Source organism: Companilactobacillus bobalius (assembly GCF_009764355.1).
The window spans coordinates 344,922-361,314 of sequence record NZ_LNUA01000032.1; the positions used below are offsets into that span (position 1 = coordinate 344,922).

Annotated in this window: 15 protein-coding genes; 10 read left to right on the forward strand and 5 right to left on the reverse strand. The window is 35.1% G+C overall.

Going from position 1 to position 16,393, the window contains the following annotated elements:
- Window positions 1-12: 12 nt before the first annotated feature.
- The 4 genes from dnaE (at window position 13) to ATN92_RS08800 (ending at window position 7,160) form a co-directional block, all read left to right on the forward strand.
- Window positions 13-3,336: a DNA polymerase III subunit alpha gene (gene dnaE, locus ATN92_RS08785; protein ID WP_056952282.1), complete on the forward strand. Its 3,324-nt coding sequence runs from the start codon at window positions 13-15 to the stop codon at window positions 3,334-3,336.
- A gap of 104 nt (window positions 3,337-3,440) precedes the next feature.
- Window positions 3,441-4,400 carry a 6-phosphofructokinase gene (pfkA, locus tag ATN92_RS08790; RefSeq protein WP_054642294.1) on the forward strand — a complete coding sequence of 320 codons (960 nt, stop codon included), beginning with the start codon at window positions 3,441-3,443 and terminating at the stop codon, window positions 4,398-4,400.
- 63 nt (window positions 4,401-4,463) lie between these two features.
- Complete coding sequence (gene pyk / locus ATN92_RS08795) at window positions 4,464-6,233, forward strand: pyruvate kinase (protein ID WP_056952285.1); 1,770 nt, start codon at window positions 4,464-4,466, stop codon at window positions 6,231-6,233.
- Between the two features lie 120 nt (window positions 6,234-6,353).
- Entirely contained in the window at window positions 6,354-7,160 is an 807-nt protein-coding gene (locus tag ATN92_RS08800) for a DUF4931 domain-containing protein (protein ID WP_056952288.1), read from the forward strand.
- A gap of 97 nt (window positions 7,161-7,257) precedes the next feature.
- Here the strand turns inward: ATN92_RS08800 and ATN92_RS08805 are convergent, their stop codons facing one another.
- The 5 genes from ATN92_RS08805 to ATN92_RS08825 all read right to left on the reverse strand — a co-directional run bounded on the left by ATN92_RS08805 (window position 7,258) and on the right by ATN92_RS08825 (window position 11,919).
- Window positions 7,258-7,866 carry a response regulator transcription factor gene (locus ATN92_RS08805; protein ID WP_056952291.1) on the reverse strand — a complete coding sequence of 203 codons (609 nt, stop codon included), beginning with the start codon at window positions 7,864-7,866 and terminating at the stop codon, window positions 7,258-7,260.
- A 2-nt stretch (window positions 7,867-7,868) separates the two neighbouring features.
- Window positions 7,869-8,975, reverse strand: a complete 1,107-nt coding sequence (locus ATN92_RS08810; protein ID WP_158106688.1) for a sensor histidine kinase — start codon at window positions 8,973-8,975, stop codon at window positions 7,869-7,871.
- Between the two features lie 8 nt (window positions 8,976-8,983).
- Window positions 8,984-9,745 carry an ABC transporter permease gene (locus ATN92_RS08815; protein WP_056952296.1) on the reverse strand — a complete coding sequence of 254 codons (762 nt, stop codon included), beginning with the start codon at window positions 9,743-9,745 and terminating at the stop codon, window positions 8,984-8,986.
- Entirely contained in the window at window positions 9,738-10,610 is an 873-nt protein-coding gene (locus tag ATN92_RS08820) for an ABC transporter ATP-binding protein (protein ID WP_056952299.1), read from the reverse strand. The genes ATN92_RS08815 and ATN92_RS08820 overlap by 8 nt, the downstream gene beginning before the upstream one ends.
- A gap of 187 nt (window positions 10,611-10,797) precedes the next feature.
- Window positions 10,798-11,919 carry an NAD(P)-dependent alcohol dehydrogenase gene (locus ATN92_RS08825; protein ID WP_056952302.1) on the reverse strand — a complete coding sequence of 374 codons (1,122 nt, stop codon included), beginning with the start codon at window positions 11,917-11,919 and terminating at the stop codon, window positions 10,798-10,800.
- A 288-nt stretch (window positions 11,920-12,207) separates the two neighbouring features.
- Here ATN92_RS08825 and ATN92_RS08830 point away from each other — a divergent pair, with 288 nt between their 5' ends.
- Genes ATN92_RS08830 through ATN92_RS08855 form a run of 6 tightly spaced genes read left to right on the forward strand, consistent with a single transcriptional unit; the run spans window position 12,208 to window position 16,388 of the window.
- Window positions 12,208-13,068, forward strand: coding sequence for a CvfB family protein (locus ATN92_RS08830; protein WP_056952305.1), 861 nt, complete (start codon window positions 12,208-12,210; stop codon window positions 13,066-13,068).
- An 11-nt stretch (window positions 13,069-13,079) separates the two neighbouring features.
- On the forward strand, window positions 13,080-14,000 hold the full coding sequence (gene xerD / locus ATN92_RS08835; protein WP_179207677.1) for a site-specific tyrosine recombinase XerD: 921 nt from the start codon (window positions 13,080-13,082) through the stop codon (window positions 13,998-14,000).
- 14 nt (window positions 14,001-14,014) lie between these two features.
- The gene (locus ATN92_RS08840) at window positions 14,015-14,407 is read left to right on the forward strand and encodes a hypothetical protein (RefSeq protein WP_025085494.1); all 393 of its coding nucleotides are present in this window, start codon (window positions 14,015-14,017) and stop codon (window positions 14,405-14,407) included.
- The gene (locus tag ATN92_RS08845) at window positions 14,407-15,129 is read left to right on the forward strand and encodes a segregation and condensation protein A (protein ID WP_056952308.1); all 723 of its coding nucleotides are present in this window, start codon (window positions 14,407-14,409) and stop codon (window positions 15,127-15,129) included. Before ATN92_RS08840 ends, ATN92_RS08845 begins: the two co-directional genes overlap by 1 nt.
- A gap of 1 nt (window position 15,130) precedes the next feature.
- Window positions 15,131-15,676, forward strand: coding sequence for an SMC-Scp complex subunit ScpB (gene scpB / locus ATN92_RS08850; RefSeq protein WP_082604522.1), 546 nt, complete (start codon window positions 15,131-15,133; stop codon window positions 15,674-15,676).
- Window positions 15,663-16,388 carry a pseudouridine synthase gene (locus tag ATN92_RS08855; protein ID WP_056952310.1) on the forward strand — a complete coding sequence of 242 codons (726 nt, stop codon included), beginning with the start codon at window positions 15,663-15,665 and terminating at the stop codon, window positions 16,386-16,388. Before scpB ends, ATN92_RS08855 begins: the two co-directional genes overlap by 14 nt.
- Window positions 16,389-16,393: the final 5 nt, after the last annotated feature.

The window sequence follows — 16,393 nt, forward strand, 5'->3', positions numbered from 1 at the left end:
GGGGGCGTTAAATTGCAAGCCCAATTACAAGTAATCAGTAGCTACAGTCTTTTGCATAGTCCTGCTAAATTAACCGAAATAGTTGATCAAGCAAAGATGCTAGGCTATAAAGCTATTGCTCTAACAGATATTAATAATTTATATGGTTCAATAGATTTTTATAAATATGCTAACAAAGCGGGAATTAAACCTATTATCGGTTTGACAATTGAAGCACAAGGTTTGATTGATGACCAGAATAGTTATCCTTTAATTCTATTAGCAAGAAATAATAGTGGTTATCAAAATCTTATTAAAATTTCTTCAGCAGTCATGTCGTCTAAAGAACCTCTAGATTTAACGACTTTAAAATTGTATCTAGAGAATCTTTTTGTGATTACTCCCGCAAGTGGTGCAGAAATTATTGCAATCGATGATAAGAGAGCCTATGTTCAAAAGCTGCTGAAGTTAATTGATAAAGAAGTACTTTATTTAGGTGTAGGACTTTATTCAGGACAACTCGATAATGTTCGAATTATTAAGGATGTATCTAAGCTGAATGGACTTAAATTGGCAGCCTTAGGCGATGTACGCTATGTTAGGACGGATGACCATCTAGCTTACCAAGTAGTCAATTACTTGCGTACAGGACAGCATTTTGACAATTTAGAGCAAGTTGTAGAGACAGGGGATCATTATTTACGCCCAGCGGCCGATTTTATGTCTGATTTTGCAGAAGTTGATATGACAAGTGCAGTAGAAAATACTAGTTATATTGCCGATCAGTGTAATGTTGAGATTGAATTTAAAGAAACAGAATTGCCTGAATTTGAAACACCTGATGGAAAGTCTTCTATTCAATTTTTAACAGAATTGACGCAAAGAGGATTGAATAAACGTTTGGTGGGTCAAATTCCTGATGAATATGCTCAAAGATTGGAATATGAATTAAGTGTCATTGATAAAATGGGATTTTCAGACTACTTTTTGATTGTTTGGGATGTTATCAAGCATGCTCATGAGGTCGGAATCAAAACTGGTCCTGGACGTGGTTCTGCGGCTGGATCGTTAGTATCGTATTGTTTGGGTATTACTCAAGTTGATCCAATTAAATACGATCTGTTATTTGAACGATTTTTGAATCCTCAACGAGTGAATATGCCAGATATTGATTTAGATTTGCCTGATAATCGACGCGATGAAATGGTTATGTATATGCATGACAAGTATGGTTCTGACCATATGGCACAAATTATCACCTTTGGAACCTTGGCGGCTAAGATGGCTTTACGTGATATCGCTAGAACTTTCAGTCAAACACAATTTCAAATGTCGCAGTGGTCGAATGCTATTCCTAAGAAATTGAATATAACTTTACAAGAATCTTTTGATGAGTCAAGCACTTTGAGAAACTTGGTTAATAATTCTCGAGAAAATGAATTGATTTATCAAGTGGCCAAACGAATAGAAGGTATTCCACGTCATTATTCCAAACATGCAGCAGGAATTGTTTTAAGTAAGAAAAAGATGACTGATATTGTGGCGGTTCAGCTTGAAGATGATGGCATTAATCTAACACAACAGACAAAAAATAATGTCGAAAGTGTTGGGCTATTGAAAATGGATTTTCTAGGTTTAAAGAATTTGACGATTTTGGATAAAGCTATTCAAATAATTTCAAAGGATTATGGTCGTGAATTTATTCCAGAGAAAATACCTTTAAATGATCCTAAGACACTGGAATTATTCCAGAAAGGCGCTACAGACGGAGTTTTTCAATTTGAATCAGATGGTATTAGAAGTGTTTTAAGAAGGCTTGTACCGACTAGTTTTGACGATATTGTGGCAACTAATGCATTGTATCGTCCCGGTCCAATGCAAAATATTGCTACATTTATTGCCCGAAAACATGGTCAAGAACCTGTAACATATCCAGATAAGTCTTTAGAGGATTTGTTACGACCAACGTATGGCATTCTAGTATATCAAGAGCAAGTCATGCAGGCATCGTCGCAAATGGCTAATTTCTCTTTAGCAGACGCGGATATTTTACGTCGGGCTATTAGTAAGAAGAATGAACAGTTGATTGAAGAAAATCGACAAAAATTTATTAATGGTGCTGTCGGCCAAGGGCATAGTAAGGAATCAGCCGAAAAGGTTTATCAATATATCGAGAAATTTGGTAATTATGGGTTTAATAAATCCCATGCGGTTGCATACTCGATGATTGCTTTTTGGTTAGCCTACATTAAAGTCCATTTTGCGGATGCGTTCTTTGCCTGTCTGTTGAATTCTAATTTGAATAATGAGAATAAGGTTTCAACTTATGTGCAAGATGCCAAAGATCAACAAATTAAAATCTTGAATGTCGATATTAATTTGAGTTCCTATGAATTTAGCTCAGCTAATAAAGCAATACGTTTTGGATTGTTGAGTGTTAAAGGGATGCGTCGTGATTTAGCTCAATCGATTGTTGAACAACGAGAAAAGAATGGGCCATTTACGAGTGCTTTAAACTTTTTGCAACGAATAGATCCAAGATTTGTTAAGAATGATTATTTGGAACCATTGATTTTGGCAGGAGCTTTTGATTCATTCAATAAAAACCGCAAGGAATTACTGTATGACTTTCGAGATTTGATAGAGAGTATTCAATTGGCAGGTAGTAATTTGTCACTATTTGATGTTCTGGATCCGAAGAAACATGAAGTTGATGACTTTACTTTGACAGAGAGACTTAATCAAGAAAAAGAGTATTTAGGTGTCTACGTCTCTGGACATCCGGTTGAAAGGTATCGTAATAAGCTACTGAATATTTCTACTAAGAAGATATCTGAATTGAAAATGGTTCAGAATATTTCTGTAAAAATTTTGGGATTAATTAAAAATTTACGAGTTATACGAACTAAAAAAGGTCAGAGAATGTGCTTCATGACAATTGAAGACGAGTCAGGTAGTATATCAGTGACAATTTTTCCTAAAGTTTTTCAAAGAATTGAAAATATGGAATTAGATGGTAAAATTTTCTTGTTCGATGGTCACAGTAATGTGGGGCAACGAGGAGATTTAGAATTCATTGCTGATCGTTTAAGTGATCCTAAACAATACACTGTTCAATTACCAAGTGAAAAACTCTATCTTCGAGTTACGAAGAATCTTGATACGCCTGATAATTTAGAGAAACTGTATCGTTTGATCGAACATTACCCCGGGAAAATGCCAGTTATTATTTATCGGGATAAAAAGAAGCAAGCATTACTGTTGAAATCTAATCGTTGGATAGGCTTTAATAATAAAGTGCAGAGCCAATTGAAAAATTTCTTAGGCGAAAAAAGTGTTTTCTTAAAAAAAGACTAACAAATTTGCTTGAAAAACGTTTTCAGCTCTACAAACTAATCTATAAAAATGTTATATTTGATTAGGTTTTGTTTTAGAAACAAATAATTTTGGAGTGTGAACAAATGAAGCGTATTGGTATTTTAACCAGTGGTGGAGATGCCCCTGGTATGAACGCTGCTATTAGAGCAGTCACACGTAGAGCCATTGATAAAGGACTCGAAGTGTTTGGTATCAATTATGGATATGCTGGTTTGGTTGCTGGTGATATTTTCCCACTAACAAGCGAAGACGTATCTGACCGTATTCAACGTGGTGGTACATTCTTGTATTCTGCAAGATATCCTGAATTTGCTAACGTAGAAGGTCAACTCAAGGGTATTGAGCAATTAAAGAAATTTGGAATTGATGCATTAGTTGTTATTGGTGGAGATGGTTCTTACCATGGTGCATTGCGTTTAACAGAACATGGTTACAACGCAATCGGTCTACCAGGAACAATTGATAACGATATTCCATTTACTGACTTTACAATTGGTTTTGATACAGCCGTATCTACTGCTGTTGATGCCATTGATAAGTTGCATGATACTGCTAGCTCCCATGAAAGAACATTTATTGTTGAAGTAATGGGTAGAGGTGCTGGTGACGTGGCTCTTTGGGCTGGTGTTGCCGGTGGTGCTCAAAAGATTATCGTTCCAGAACGTGATTTTGACATCAAGGAAATTGCTGAAGAAGTTAAAGAAGGCCGTCAAAACGGTAACAAGAACATGATTATTGTTTTGGCCGAAGGTGTTATGCATGCCGATGACTTCAAGAAGGAATTAGATAAGTATGGTGATTTTGATTCACGTGCTACTGTCTTAGGACATGTACAACGTGGTGGTTCACCAACAGTTAAGGATCGTGTCTTAGCAAGTAAGATGGGTGCTTATGCTGTTGATTTACTTCTTGACGGCAAGGGTGGTCTTGCTGTTGGTATCGAAAACAACAAGATTACTTCTCATGACATTCTTGATTTGTTCGATAGCAAGCACAAACCTGATTTATCATTATATGACTTAAATGAATCTTTAAGCAGATAAGTTAAGCATATAACGTTTTAATTTGTTACAATAAACGATGAAAACAAGAAAAGGGGATTCTCGATGAAAAGAACTAAAATTGTAAGTACACTTGGACCTGCCAGTAACGATGTTGACACAATCGTTAAGTTGATTGAAGCCGGAGCTAACATCTTCCGTTTCAACTTCTCACATGGTGATCATCCAGAACATAAAGCTCGTATGGAAATGGTACACGAAGCTGAAAAGATTACAGGTAAAACTGTAGGTATCGTTCTTGATACTAAGGGTGCTGAAATCCGTACTACTGTTCAAGAAGGTAACAAGTTTGAAGCTAAGATTGGTCAAACAATCCGTATCTCAATGGATGACTCATTAACAGGTACTCCTGAAAAGATTGCTTCTACATACCCTGGTCTATACGATGATACACATGTTGGTGGTCACGTATTGATCGATGATGGTCTTGTTGACTTGAAGATTACTGAAAAAGATGACAAGAACCGTGAATTGGTTACTGTTGTTCAAAACGATGGTATGATCGGTTCAAGAAAGAGTATCAATGCTCCTGGTGTTGAAGTTCGTCTACCAGGTATCACAGAAAAAGATTCAGACGATATTCGTTTTGGTTTGGAACAAGGTATTAACTTCATCTCAGCTTCATTCGTTCGTAAAGCTCAAGATGTCCTAGATATTCGTGCAATCCTTGAAGAAAAACACTGTGAATACGTACAAATCTTCCCTAAGATCGAATCACAAGAAGGTATCGACAATATCGATTCTATTCTTAAAGTTTCAGATGGTTTGATGATTGCTCGTGGTGACATGGGTGTTGAAATTCCATTCGAAAACGTACCATTCGTTCAAAAATCATTGATCAAGAAGTGTAACGCTCTTGGTAAACCAGTTATCACAGCTACACAAATGCTTGACTCAATGCAAGAAAACCCACGTCCTACACGTGCCGAAGTTACTGATGTTGCTAACTCTGTTCTTGATGGTACAGATGCTACAATGCTTTCAGGTGAAAGTGCTAATGGTGACTACCCTGTTGAAGCTGTTGCTGCTATGGCTCGTATCGACGAACGTACAGAACAACAATTAGACAAGAACAACTCACTTGCAATCCAACGTTTCGAAGATTACAAGGGTTCAAACGTTACAGAATCAATCGGTGAATCAGTTGTTAGAACTGCTGAAGAACTAAACATCAATACAATTGTTACAGCTACTAAATCAGGTTACACTGCACGTATGATTTCTAAATACCGTCCAAGTGCTGATATCCTAGCTCTAACATTTGATGAAACTACACAACGTGGTTTGACAGTTAACTGGGGTGTTGATCCAGTTGTTGTTGACAAGCCAGAAAACACTGATGAAATGTTTGACTTAGCTGCTAAGAAAGCTCAAGAACTTGGCTTTGCTAAGGAAGGCGATTTAATTCTTGTTGTTGCCGGTGTTCCTGTTGGTGAAACAGGTACAACTAACTTGATGAAGGTTCAATTAATTGGATCAACATTGGTTAAAGGCCAAGGTGTTGGTGAAGAATCAGTTGTTGGTAACGTTGTAGTTGCTAACTCAGCTGAAGAAGCTAACAAGAAGGTTAACGAAGGCGACATTCTTGTTACAAAGATGACAGACAAAGATTACCTACCAGCTCTTGAAAAAGCTAGTGCCGTTGTTGTTGAAAACGGTGGTTTGACATCACATGCAGCCGTTGTTGGTATTGCTATGGGTCTACCTGTTGTTGTTGGTGCTAAGAATGCTACATCACTTGTTAAAGATGGTGACACTGTTACTGTTGATTCAAGACGTGGTGTTGTATACAAGGGTGCTTCACGTTCACTTTAATTTTTAAATGAAATTAAACACGCTTTAAAACATAAATTGACTGAAAGAAACTGACGAGTTTCTTTCAGTTTTTTTGTGTTTGCGTTAATATCGTATTAATAAAGATACTGAGGTGAAAAATTGTCAAATAGAGATGTTTTAGTATTTGAGATTGAGCAGGCTAAAGGGAAGCCACGAGATATTAAGAAAAAGAAAGACTATTGTCCTTTCTGTGATCGAGAAAACTTAACTAATATAATTGAACAAAAGGGGGACATGATTTGGTTAGAGAATAAATTTAAAACACTTAAAGATACTAATCAAACGGTGTTAATTGAATCTAGTGATCACTATGGTGATATTTCCAATTACTCAGTTGCCAAAAATCGAGAAGTTTTTGAATTTGTTTATAATTGTTGGAATGAAATGATTCAGAGTAAAAAATACAAGAGTGTTTTATTGTATAAAAATTTTGGACCTATGTCCGGCGGGTCTTTGCGCCATCCACATTTCCAAGTGATAGGTTTAGATAAAGTTGATGGATATAAACATATTGAGGCCGAGAATTTTACTGGAATGGATGTATTTAATTCAAAACATATTAATGTCAATGTTTCGGAAAAACCAATCATGGGTTTTGTAGAATTTAATGTTGTCATCAATAATCCTAAATATATTGACGATTTGGCTGAATTTACACGTGTAACAGTTAAATATGTCTTAGATGACCTTTATGGTGGTAAGTTTGATTCTTACAACTTGTTCTTCTATAAAGTTGGTCGAAAAATTATTTGTAAGATCGAGGCTAGATATGTAGTATCTCCATACTTTGTAGGTTATCGTTTGTCACAACGTGATGGCGATAAGCAAGTAAGAGGTATTGCGGACGTTTTATTGCAAAGACTGCAAGAGAATGTTCATAGCTCAGAAATTGAAAATCCAGAATAAATTAAAGGATGGCTCATGTGAACCATCCTTTTTGTTAGGTTTATTTTAACTTCGGAGTAGAAATGTTATGTAACTTTGATAATTAAATAAAAAAGGATTAATCAATCCAATTATTTTTTTGAGCCACATTTAGGGCTTCAATTCGAGAGTGAGTACCGGTTTTACTAAGAATTGAGGAAATATAGTTTCTGACTGTTCCATTAGAGAGAAAGACACTATCAGCGATCTCTTGGGTTGATTTTCCTTGAGAGAATTCTTTCATGATTTTCAATTCTTGAGGAGTTAAGGGGTTCTTCACTGCAGTTAAAATGGTTGAAACCAAATTTGAATCATAAATAGTTTGACCGTCTAAAATTTTATGAATTGTATCAACTAGTTTATCAGTAGGACCATCTTTCAAAAGGTATGCATCCACTTGGGCAGCTACGGCTAGTTCAAAATAAGTTTTACGAGCGAATGTCGTAAGGATGACGATTTTTAAATCCTGTTTTGTTAAACGAAGTTCGTTAGCGACCTCCAAACCAGTCATTTGAGGCATTTCAATATCGAGAATTGCTACATCTGGCTTTAAAGAAATTATTTCTTTAAGTGCTGTCTGGCCGTCAGTTGCGTTACCAATAACGGTAAAATCATCCTCTAAATTAAGGATTGCAGAAAGTGCTGAGTTAAGCATTTCTTGATCTTCAGCAATATAAATGGATGTCATAATTACTCCCTTTTTGGAACAGATATTTTTAGTGTTACACCACGTTTGGATTCTATTTCAAGTTTACCATCAATTTTATTAAGACGTGTTTTCATACCATTTAAACCAAATGTTTGACGATCATCCGATTTTTGAAATCCTATGCCATCATCTTGAATTCTTAGTAAATAATTGTTTTGATCTTCCTCAAAAATAAGATTCATCATATTAGCTTTACTGTATCGGATGACATTGGTAGTGGCTTCTTTAATAATTGCCGAAAGGACATGTTGAACTGTCTTTGGCCATTTGGCAGATATTTCTTCATTAACCGAATGTTGCCTTATATCAGCAACTTGTAAATTGTTTTCTTCTTCGATCATGGCACTGGCAATGGTTTTCTCATTAAGGTCAGCAACTATTTTACGAACCAAATTTAAATCCTCACGAGAAGTTTTAGATATATCTTGTAACTGCTGCTGGGCTTTTGTAGGATCTTTGTCGATTAATTTAGAAGCAAGTTCAGCCTTGAGGGTAATGATGGAAAAAGATTGACCAATGTTATCGTGTAAGTCTTTAGCAATTCTGTCACGCTCATTTTGTTTAATAATTGATTCTAAACGTTTATTATTTTTCTTTGCTTGGTAGCTACGACGATAACTATTGGCTAATGATCGAGCAGCAAGGGGTGAACCTATTGTAAAAGTTAAAGTAATAATTACACCTATGAATCCATAACTATTCATCACTGGACTTAAAAGGACAAATGAAGTAATGCAGCTTAGTGAAATTATTAGAAACATAGCATAATATTGAAAGAATTTTTTTGATTTCAACGGTAATGAACCGATTTCCCATGCAGTATAAATGAAGAGAGTGCCACCTCCGTCGGGAAATAAAATGACAAAATAAACAGCAATAGATAATTGTACGAGAAGATCTAGCCATAGATATGGATTAATCCAGTAGCCATCACGATAAAATTTAAGAAAAATAATCATTAAGGTTAAATGCCACCAGTTGAAATGGGGTTCATGAGCTAAGAGTTGAGTTGCCATAAGAAATAACGAAAAAACCCAAAAATAGGGCATAAAGCCCAATCTTTTTGGGAATAAAATGTGTTTTTGCATGAAATTCTTCATTGCGTAACAAGTCCTTTTTCTTTTTGAATTTTGTTTACTATAAATAGAATTAAGAAAATAATGAGGGACCAAATCAACAGGTTAATGAAAGGACCAATGTGTTGAGTTGTCTGATGTAGAATGTTTTTATCGATGACTGATAATTGATAAGTGGGCATTACTTTACCGATATTTTGTAACCAAGTAGGCATGATATTAATAGGCCACCACAATCCACTTAGAATTGCTAAAGGAAATACTATCAAGTTTGTTAGCAAATTAACAGTATTGGGCTTTTTAGCAAATGAGATCAGTACACCAATTAAAATTAATAATATAGTGCCTAGAAGATTGATTGAAATTAATTCAAATAGTAGACCAATTGAGATATTGACATGATTGACGATCATTGCTACAGCAGTAAGTGCGATAGAGGATACTAAATTCAAAGTGATAAGTACAATTGCCATGGATCCATAGTATTGAAAGTTTGAAAGGGGACTTAGTGTGACAAATAATTTAAAGTTAGACATTTCGTCTTCTAAAAGTGTATTTGCTGTAGTGATAATGCCACCTAACATGCATGCATAAATCATCATACTAACTAAATAATCTTCATTCCAAGCTTTGAGATAACTAGCAGGAACATTACTAACGAGAATTTTAGTATACAGGATATAAAAAACGATTGGTAGTAACATATCGAAGAAAAAGAAAGCCTTATTTCTGAAAACTATACGTTTGAAGTTGATTTTAGTTTGAAAGATAAATTTATTCATGATTATTCTCCTTGTAGTTAAGTAATAGCGTATCTAGAGTACTTTGTTTTACTTGTAGATTGTCAATCGCCTTTAAGTAAGGGGTCAATTCAGTGACTAATTGATTAACATTGTTAGTGATGATTTGAAAGTGATGTCCAACCAAATTGATTGAGATTACATCTGGCAAATTTTTAAAATCTATTTGATTCAGTTCACTGTCGAACTCAACCAAACTTTGACCTTCACGACTGCGAAGTTGTTTGATTGTGCCATCAAAAGCAATGATTGAGTTTTGTAAAATTAAGAATCGATCTGCAATATTTTCTAGTTCTTCTAGATAATGACTGGTAACAAAAATTGTTTTACCGGATTTTTTCAATCGATCAATTTCTTGCCAAAAATCATTCCGGGCGTTGCTATCCATGCCGACGGTAGGCTCATCTAGGAAAAGTATTTCTGGATCACCGGCCAATGCCAATGCGAAGGCCAGCCGACGTTTTTGACCACCAGAGAGTCCAGTCATTAGGTTATTTTGATGATCTTTTAGACCAGAGATATTTAGGAGTTCTTCGTAAGAAAGTGGCTTATCGAAATAACTGCGAGTTAGGTTGATAATCTCTTTAACAGTGATTCGATGTAATACGATGTTGTCTTGCATCATGACGCCGGTAATTTGTTTCCAATTTTCATTAGTTAGAAATTTTACTTGACCAGAAGTTTGAGGAATCAGATTTAGAATGATATTGATTAAAGTAGTTTTTCCAGCACCATTTGCACCAACTAAGGCAATGATGGACGATGATTCAATTTGAAGATTGATATCTTTTAAAATAATTTTTTTGCCAAAAGATTTGTTTATATGTTGAATTTCTAAAATAGTCATGTGATTAACCTCGTCTCTTAATTGAATAACTTTATTTTAAGAGAATTGGCTGTACAGTAATAGTAAGCAATGTCATTAGTTAATATGACAAATGTCATGTTAATTTGTATTATTAAATGTTTTACGAAAACATAAGCCGATAAAAACTCTCCAATCCTAAAAAAGGACTGGAGAGTTTGATGAATTATTATGCTTCAGGTTTGTAATCTTTATCAATAACCAAAACAGGTTTGATAGTCTTACCACTAACTGAATCAGCATCAGCTTCATTGATTTGGTCGAAGTCATAAAACTTCTCAGTTAGATCAAATGGGAAAACACCCATCTTATAAAATTCGATTAGACGAGGAATATCAATTTGAGGAATTGAATCACCCATATTGACACCAACGATCTTCTTGTCATCAACACAGAGATCGTTCCAAGTGCTCAAAGTAATGTTATGTGGAGTAACCGCAATAGTTGCAGTTGTACCACCTTGTGTTAAAGCAGCAATAGAGTCTTCCATAACTTTCTCAACACCAGTTGTATCAACAGCCCAGTCAACACCTAAGCCATTAGTAATCTTCTTGATAGCTTCAACAGCATCTTCGTTCTTACTATTAACAGCGTCAGTAGCGCCCATCTTCTTAGCTAATTCCAAACGTGAATCAACAATATCGACAGCGATAACTCTGACACAGCCAGAAATCTTACCAGCCATCATAGCTGCTAGGCCAACGGCACCTGTACCAAAGACAGCAATCGTATCACCAGGTTTTGGTTGAAGGGTATTGAAGACTGTACCACTACCAGTTACGTAGCCACAGCCAAGAGGTCCTAATTTTCTCAAATCAAGGTCATTAGGAACTTTAACAGCATTTCTCTGTGAGATTACTGTATGAGTTGTGAATGAAGATTGATTAAACATATCACTAACATGATGGCCATCTTCAGTGAAGTGATCAGTGCCATCAGGACGTGTTCCTGAAAGATTTGATTTAGCGTAATTACGACATTGTGTTGGTTTACCCTTTAAACAATTGTCACATTCACCGCATGAATAGAAGGACATAATAATGTGGTCACCAGGTTTGAAGTTCTTAACATTTTTACCAACTTTTTCGACAATTCCTGAACCCTCGTGTCCTAAAACAACTGGAAAACTAAAGGCGGCATCACCTTTACGTAATGCTTCATCAGAATGACAAATACCAGATGCAACAACTTTAACTTGTAGACCGTCGTCCTCAAGATCGGCCAATTCAACGTCATCTTTAATAACAAATGGATCATTTACTTTATCAACAACAGCAGCTTTAATTTTCATAACAAGGAACCCTCTTCCGTAAAATAAAATACTTTTGAAAACGTTTACTACATAAGAAATTATTTCACAATATTTAAAATAATTCAAATAGGTTTTAAAAATTTTGCTATTAAAGAGCTATATTTTATAAATTTTTATCGTGAAAATAAAATCAATCTCTTCATGAGATAGTAGGGATTTTAAAAAGAAGAATTAATTTATGAAAATATTAAAATCTTAAAAGTATTATGTAACGTAAACTGGTAAAATATAATAGCAAAGAAAATTAAAATAAAGAGTATGGTGAATATGGATATAACAGAAATGTATGGTCAAGTATTGACGGGTATTGTGACCGATTTAAACAAAGATGAAGTCTTTGTTCAAATTGACGGTAAGACGTTTGCTTTAGACTTAAATGAATTAACAGAGATCCCTGAATTGGGTGACGAAATTAGTGGTTTTCTTTATGAGAATCAAGCCCACAAAAATAAAATGACGACAGTAGTACCTTTTGTTGTGCAAGGCGTTTGGGATTTTGCTGAAGTAACTGATGTTAGAACCGATCTTGGTGTGTTTGTTAACATTGGTTTGGATGATAAAGATATTGTTGTTTCTTTAGATGATTTACCTTTTGAACATTCTGAATGGCCTAAAAAGGGCGATAGTTTAATGGTCAAATTGGATATTGATCACAAGGGAAGACTTTGGGGTAAATTAGCCGATATTGAACTTTATACGCAGATTGCTCGTAGTCCTGGTGCTGACGTTAAGAATAAGGACGAAGAAGGTACGATCATCGCTATTAGAGAGAGTGGTGCCTTTGTTATGACGGAAAGTTATTACATTGGTTTCATTCATGTGGAAGAACAATCACAACCACTACATATTGGTCAACATGTTAAAGCTCGTGTTATTGGTACTAGTCACCGTCGTTTGAATCTATCAATGAGACCTCGTGCTTATGAAGAAATTACTCCGGATGCTCAAATGATCGTCGCCGTTTTGGAACATTCTCGTGATAAGAAAATGCCTTATACTGATAAGAGTGATCCTGATGATATTAAAGAATACTTTGGTATCAGTAAGGGTAGTTTTAAGCGTGCTTTGGGTAATCTTATGAAACAAAAGAAGATTGAACAAAAAGACGGCTACACTTATCTCAAATAGAGGTAACAATTATGAGTGAGAAATTATCAATTAAGAACCAAAAGATGATTGATACGATTGCTGATTATGAGCGTTACCTTCGGTTGGATCGAGGACTGTCACAAAATACAATTGTTTCGTATCAACAAGATTTATTAGAATTCAGTAGTTTTTTGGAAAAGAAGCAAATACCTTTTTATCCAGAAGATCATTTTGTTGTAACACAATTTTTTGTTAGTCAAGATAAGGAAAATAAGTCCAAGACTTCACAGATGCGGATGTTTTCTTCGTTGAGACGCTTCTATCAGTGGATGGAAGTTATTGACAAGATTCATGCCAATCCGATGAATGAATTGGATGCTCCGAAAAAGGGAAGCCATTTACCAGTAGTTTTGTCGATGGACGAAGTGAACTCGTTGATTGAATCGCCAGATGTTTCGACGCCTTTGGGTATCAGAGATCGGACAATTTTTGAAGTGATGTATGCGACTGGCTTACGTGTCAGTGAACTGGTCAATTTGAGTATGGATGATTTACATTTGGACTTAGGATTGATCAAGACTTTGGGTAAAGGAAACAAAGAACGCCTCTTGCCAATTGGCGATACAGCAATTAAATGGTTGAAAAAATACTTTGCGGAAACTAGAAAAGATTTAGTGGCTAAATATGGTCAACAGAAAGAAGTTTTTTTGAACTTTCGTGGTAAGAAATTAACTCGTCAATCAATTTGGCGTATGATCAAAAAATATATCGCTCAAGTTGGAATTAAAAAGGATGTTACACCGCATACTTTACGACATTCGTTTGCCACCAACTTATTAGAAAATGGAGCTGATCTTCGAGTTGTCCAAGAGTTATTGGGACATTCCGACATTTCAACGACACAAATTTATACGCATGTTAATCAAACGAGAATGAAACAGGTCTATAACAAGGCCTTTCCAAGAGCTTAGATAGGGGGATAGGGATGCTTAGTAAATATAGTGATGAAAATAAGAAGATTGCTATGGGCTTTTTATCTTATATCAGTGACCTCAAGGATCTGAACAATCTGGAGCAAGAATTGCAGCTCTATTCTGAAGATGAAAACCGTCAGTTATATCTTTGGAAGAGTAATATGGAAGATTATTCAGGTATTGTAGCGTTATCATTTTCGGATAATACTGTCTTTATCGAATACGTTTCATTGAACCCTTCATATCGATCACAGAGTAATGTTTTTAAAATTTTTGACGATATTCAACAGAAGTTTCCTAATTTAGTGATTTTGGGGAATTTTAACTTGAGTAAACAGATTCAACAGTGGCGTCAAAATAAACAAAAATTAGAAAAAGATATGAAAGAAAAAGAAAACAGCTAATGCAAAAATTGAATTTAGTTTTAACTGATTTTGAAGGTCCAATTGATTTATTATTGCATTTGATTAAAGAATCCAAAGTCGATATTTATGACATTCCAATTGCACAAATTACGCAACAATATATTGATTATTTAAATAGTATGAAAGTTTTACAGTTGGATGTTGCAGGTGACTATTTGGTCATGGCGTCAACTTTGATGTCGATCAAGAGTAAAATGTTGTTACCACAAGCACCGGATGAAATTGAAGACGAAATTCAAGAAGATCCGCGTGATGAATTGGTTTCTCAACTTTTAACCTATCAAACATACAAACGAGTTGCGGCTTATTTTGAAGAAAAAGAACAAGTTAGAAAGCAACAGTTTGATAAGGAAGTCAGTTTACCTAAAGAACAATTGGATCAATTTTTAAAACCTGGTTCAGTAGTTTTAGATGATTTAGCAGCGACGTATTCTGAATTGTTACGTGCTCAAAAGAATCATCAACCAGAAATTGAAACAATTGAAAATGAAACTTTGTCAATTGAAGATGCAACTAATAATATTATGGGTGAATTGAGATCAGTTAAAAAAATGACTTTTAGAGCCCTTTTGAAATTAAATAATAATATTGAAGAAATAGTTACCGACTTTATGGCCATTTTGGAATTAGCCAGTAAACAATTAGTTTCGGTTAGTCAGGATGGTTTTCAAAGTGAACTATTCATTGAATTGAGGAATTAATGTGTATCAAGCAAAAATAATGGCATTATTATTTGTGGCCGGAGATCAAGGTATTAAAGAAAGAGATCTCGCTGGACTTTTGGAAATAGATAGTGCAGCCTTAAGACAGAATATTGAAGAGTTAAAAGTAAAATTAATGACCGATGTCGATTCTGGGGTCGAGTTAGTTGAATTTAATTCGAATTATAAATTAGTTACTAAAAATGAATTCAATGAATTATTAACCAAGTACTTTAAGACTGGCTTGGCCACTAAGTTGAGTCAAGCAGCGCTCGAAGTGTTGTCGATTATTGCTTATCGTCAACCAATCACGAGAATTGAAATTGATGAGATTCGAGGAGTACAGAGTTCTGGTAGTTTGAATACTTTATTGATGAGAAAATTAATTAAAGAAAATGGGAAAAAGGACGTTCCTGGTCACCCTAATCTTTATGTAGTAACTGATGAATTCTTCGATTATTTTGGAATCAAAGATTTAAAAGAATTGCCAAAAATAGAAAATTTTGAGGATAGTTCCGATATAGGAGATATAAATGGAGAAAGTTAGATTACAAAAATTCATGGCTGATGCCGGGGTCGCTTCTAGACGTAAATCAGAAGAATTGATTGCCAAAGGCCATGTTAAAGTAAATAACAAAGTAGTTACCGAAATGGGTATCAAAGTTGACCACAGCGATAAAGTGGAAGTTGACGGGATGCCTCTAGAAACAGAAAAGAAACGTTACATTCTAATGTACAAGCCTCGTGGAGTGATTTCAGCCGTTAAGGATGATAAGGGTAGAAAGGTAGTTACTGACTTGTTGGAAGAAGACGTACAAGAACGTGTTTACCCAATTGGTCGATTAGATTACGATACTTCAGGTTTGTTGTTACTAACAAATGATGGTGAATTTGCCAATCATTTAATGCATCCACGTTACCATGTTGATAAGACTTATGTTGCTAAAATTGAAGGTATTTTAGAGACTGAAGAGATCAAGAAATTAGAGTCTGGAATTAAGTTTAAGGACTATACAACATCTCGTGCCAAAGTTAGGGTCATGTCTAAGGATAAGAAGAAAAACTCTTCAATCGTTAGAATAACTATCCATGAAGGACATAATCATCAAGTTAAGAATATGTTCGATGCTGTCGGTCATAAGGTTGAAAAATTGGCTCGTGAGAACTATGGTTTCTTAACTCTTGACGGTTTAGTTTCTGGTAAGTACCGTGATTTGACAAGACAAGAAGTCGCTCAGTTGAAACAAGATAATCGTTAATAATT

What these genes read in the sequence shown, in the direction of transcription:
- ATN92_RS08815 (WP_056952296.1), bottom strand. Translation starts at nt 9,745, where the DNA reads ATGAATAAATTTATCTTTCAAACTAAAATCAACTTCAAACGTATAGTT.
- ATN92_RS08805 (WP_056952291.1), bottom strand. Translation starts at nt 7,866, where the DNA reads ATGACATCCATTTATATTGCTGAAGATCAAGAAATGCTTAACTCAGCA.
- ATN92_RS08840 (WP_025085494.1), top strand. Translation starts at nt 14,015, where the DNA reads ATGCTTAGTAAATATAGTGATGAAAATAAGAAGATTGCTATGGGCTTT.
- pyk (WP_056952285.1), top strand. Translation starts at nt 4,464, where the DNA reads ATGAAAAGAACTAAAATTGTAAGTACACTTGGACCTGCCAGTAACGAT.
- ATN92_RS08825 (WP_056952302.1), bottom strand. Translation starts at nt 11,919, where the DNA reads ATGAAAATTAAAGCTGCTGTTGTTGATAAAGTAAATGATCCATTTGTT.
- ATN92_RS08810 (WP_158106688.1), bottom strand. Translation starts at nt 8,975, where the DNA reads ATGCAAAAACACATTTTATTCCCAAAAAGATTGGGCTTTATGCCCTAT.
- ATN92_RS08855 (WP_056952310.1), top strand. Translation starts at nt 15,663, where the DNA reads ATGGAGAAAGTTAGATTACAAAAATTCATGGCTGATGCCGGGGTCGCT.
- ATN92_RS08820 (WP_056952299.1), bottom strand. Translation starts at nt 10,610, where the DNA reads ATGACTATTTTAGAAATTCAACATATAAACAAATCTTTTGGCAAAAAA.
- xerD (WP_179207677.1), top strand. Translation starts at nt 13,080, where the DNA reads ATGAGTGAGAAATTATCAATTAAGAACCAAAAGATGATTGATACGATT.
- ATN92_RS08830 (WP_056952305.1), top strand. Translation starts at nt 12,208, where the DNA reads ATGGATATAACAGAAATGTATGGTCAAGTATTGACGGGTATTGTGACC.
- ATN92_RS08845 (WP_056952308.1), top strand. Translation starts at nt 14,407, where the DNA reads ATGCAAAAATTGAATTTAGTTTTAACTGATTTTGAAGGTCCAATTGAT.
- pfkA (WP_054642294.1), top strand. Translation starts at nt 3,441, where the DNA reads ATGAAGCGTATTGGTATTTTAACCAGTGGTGGAGATGCCCCTGGTATG.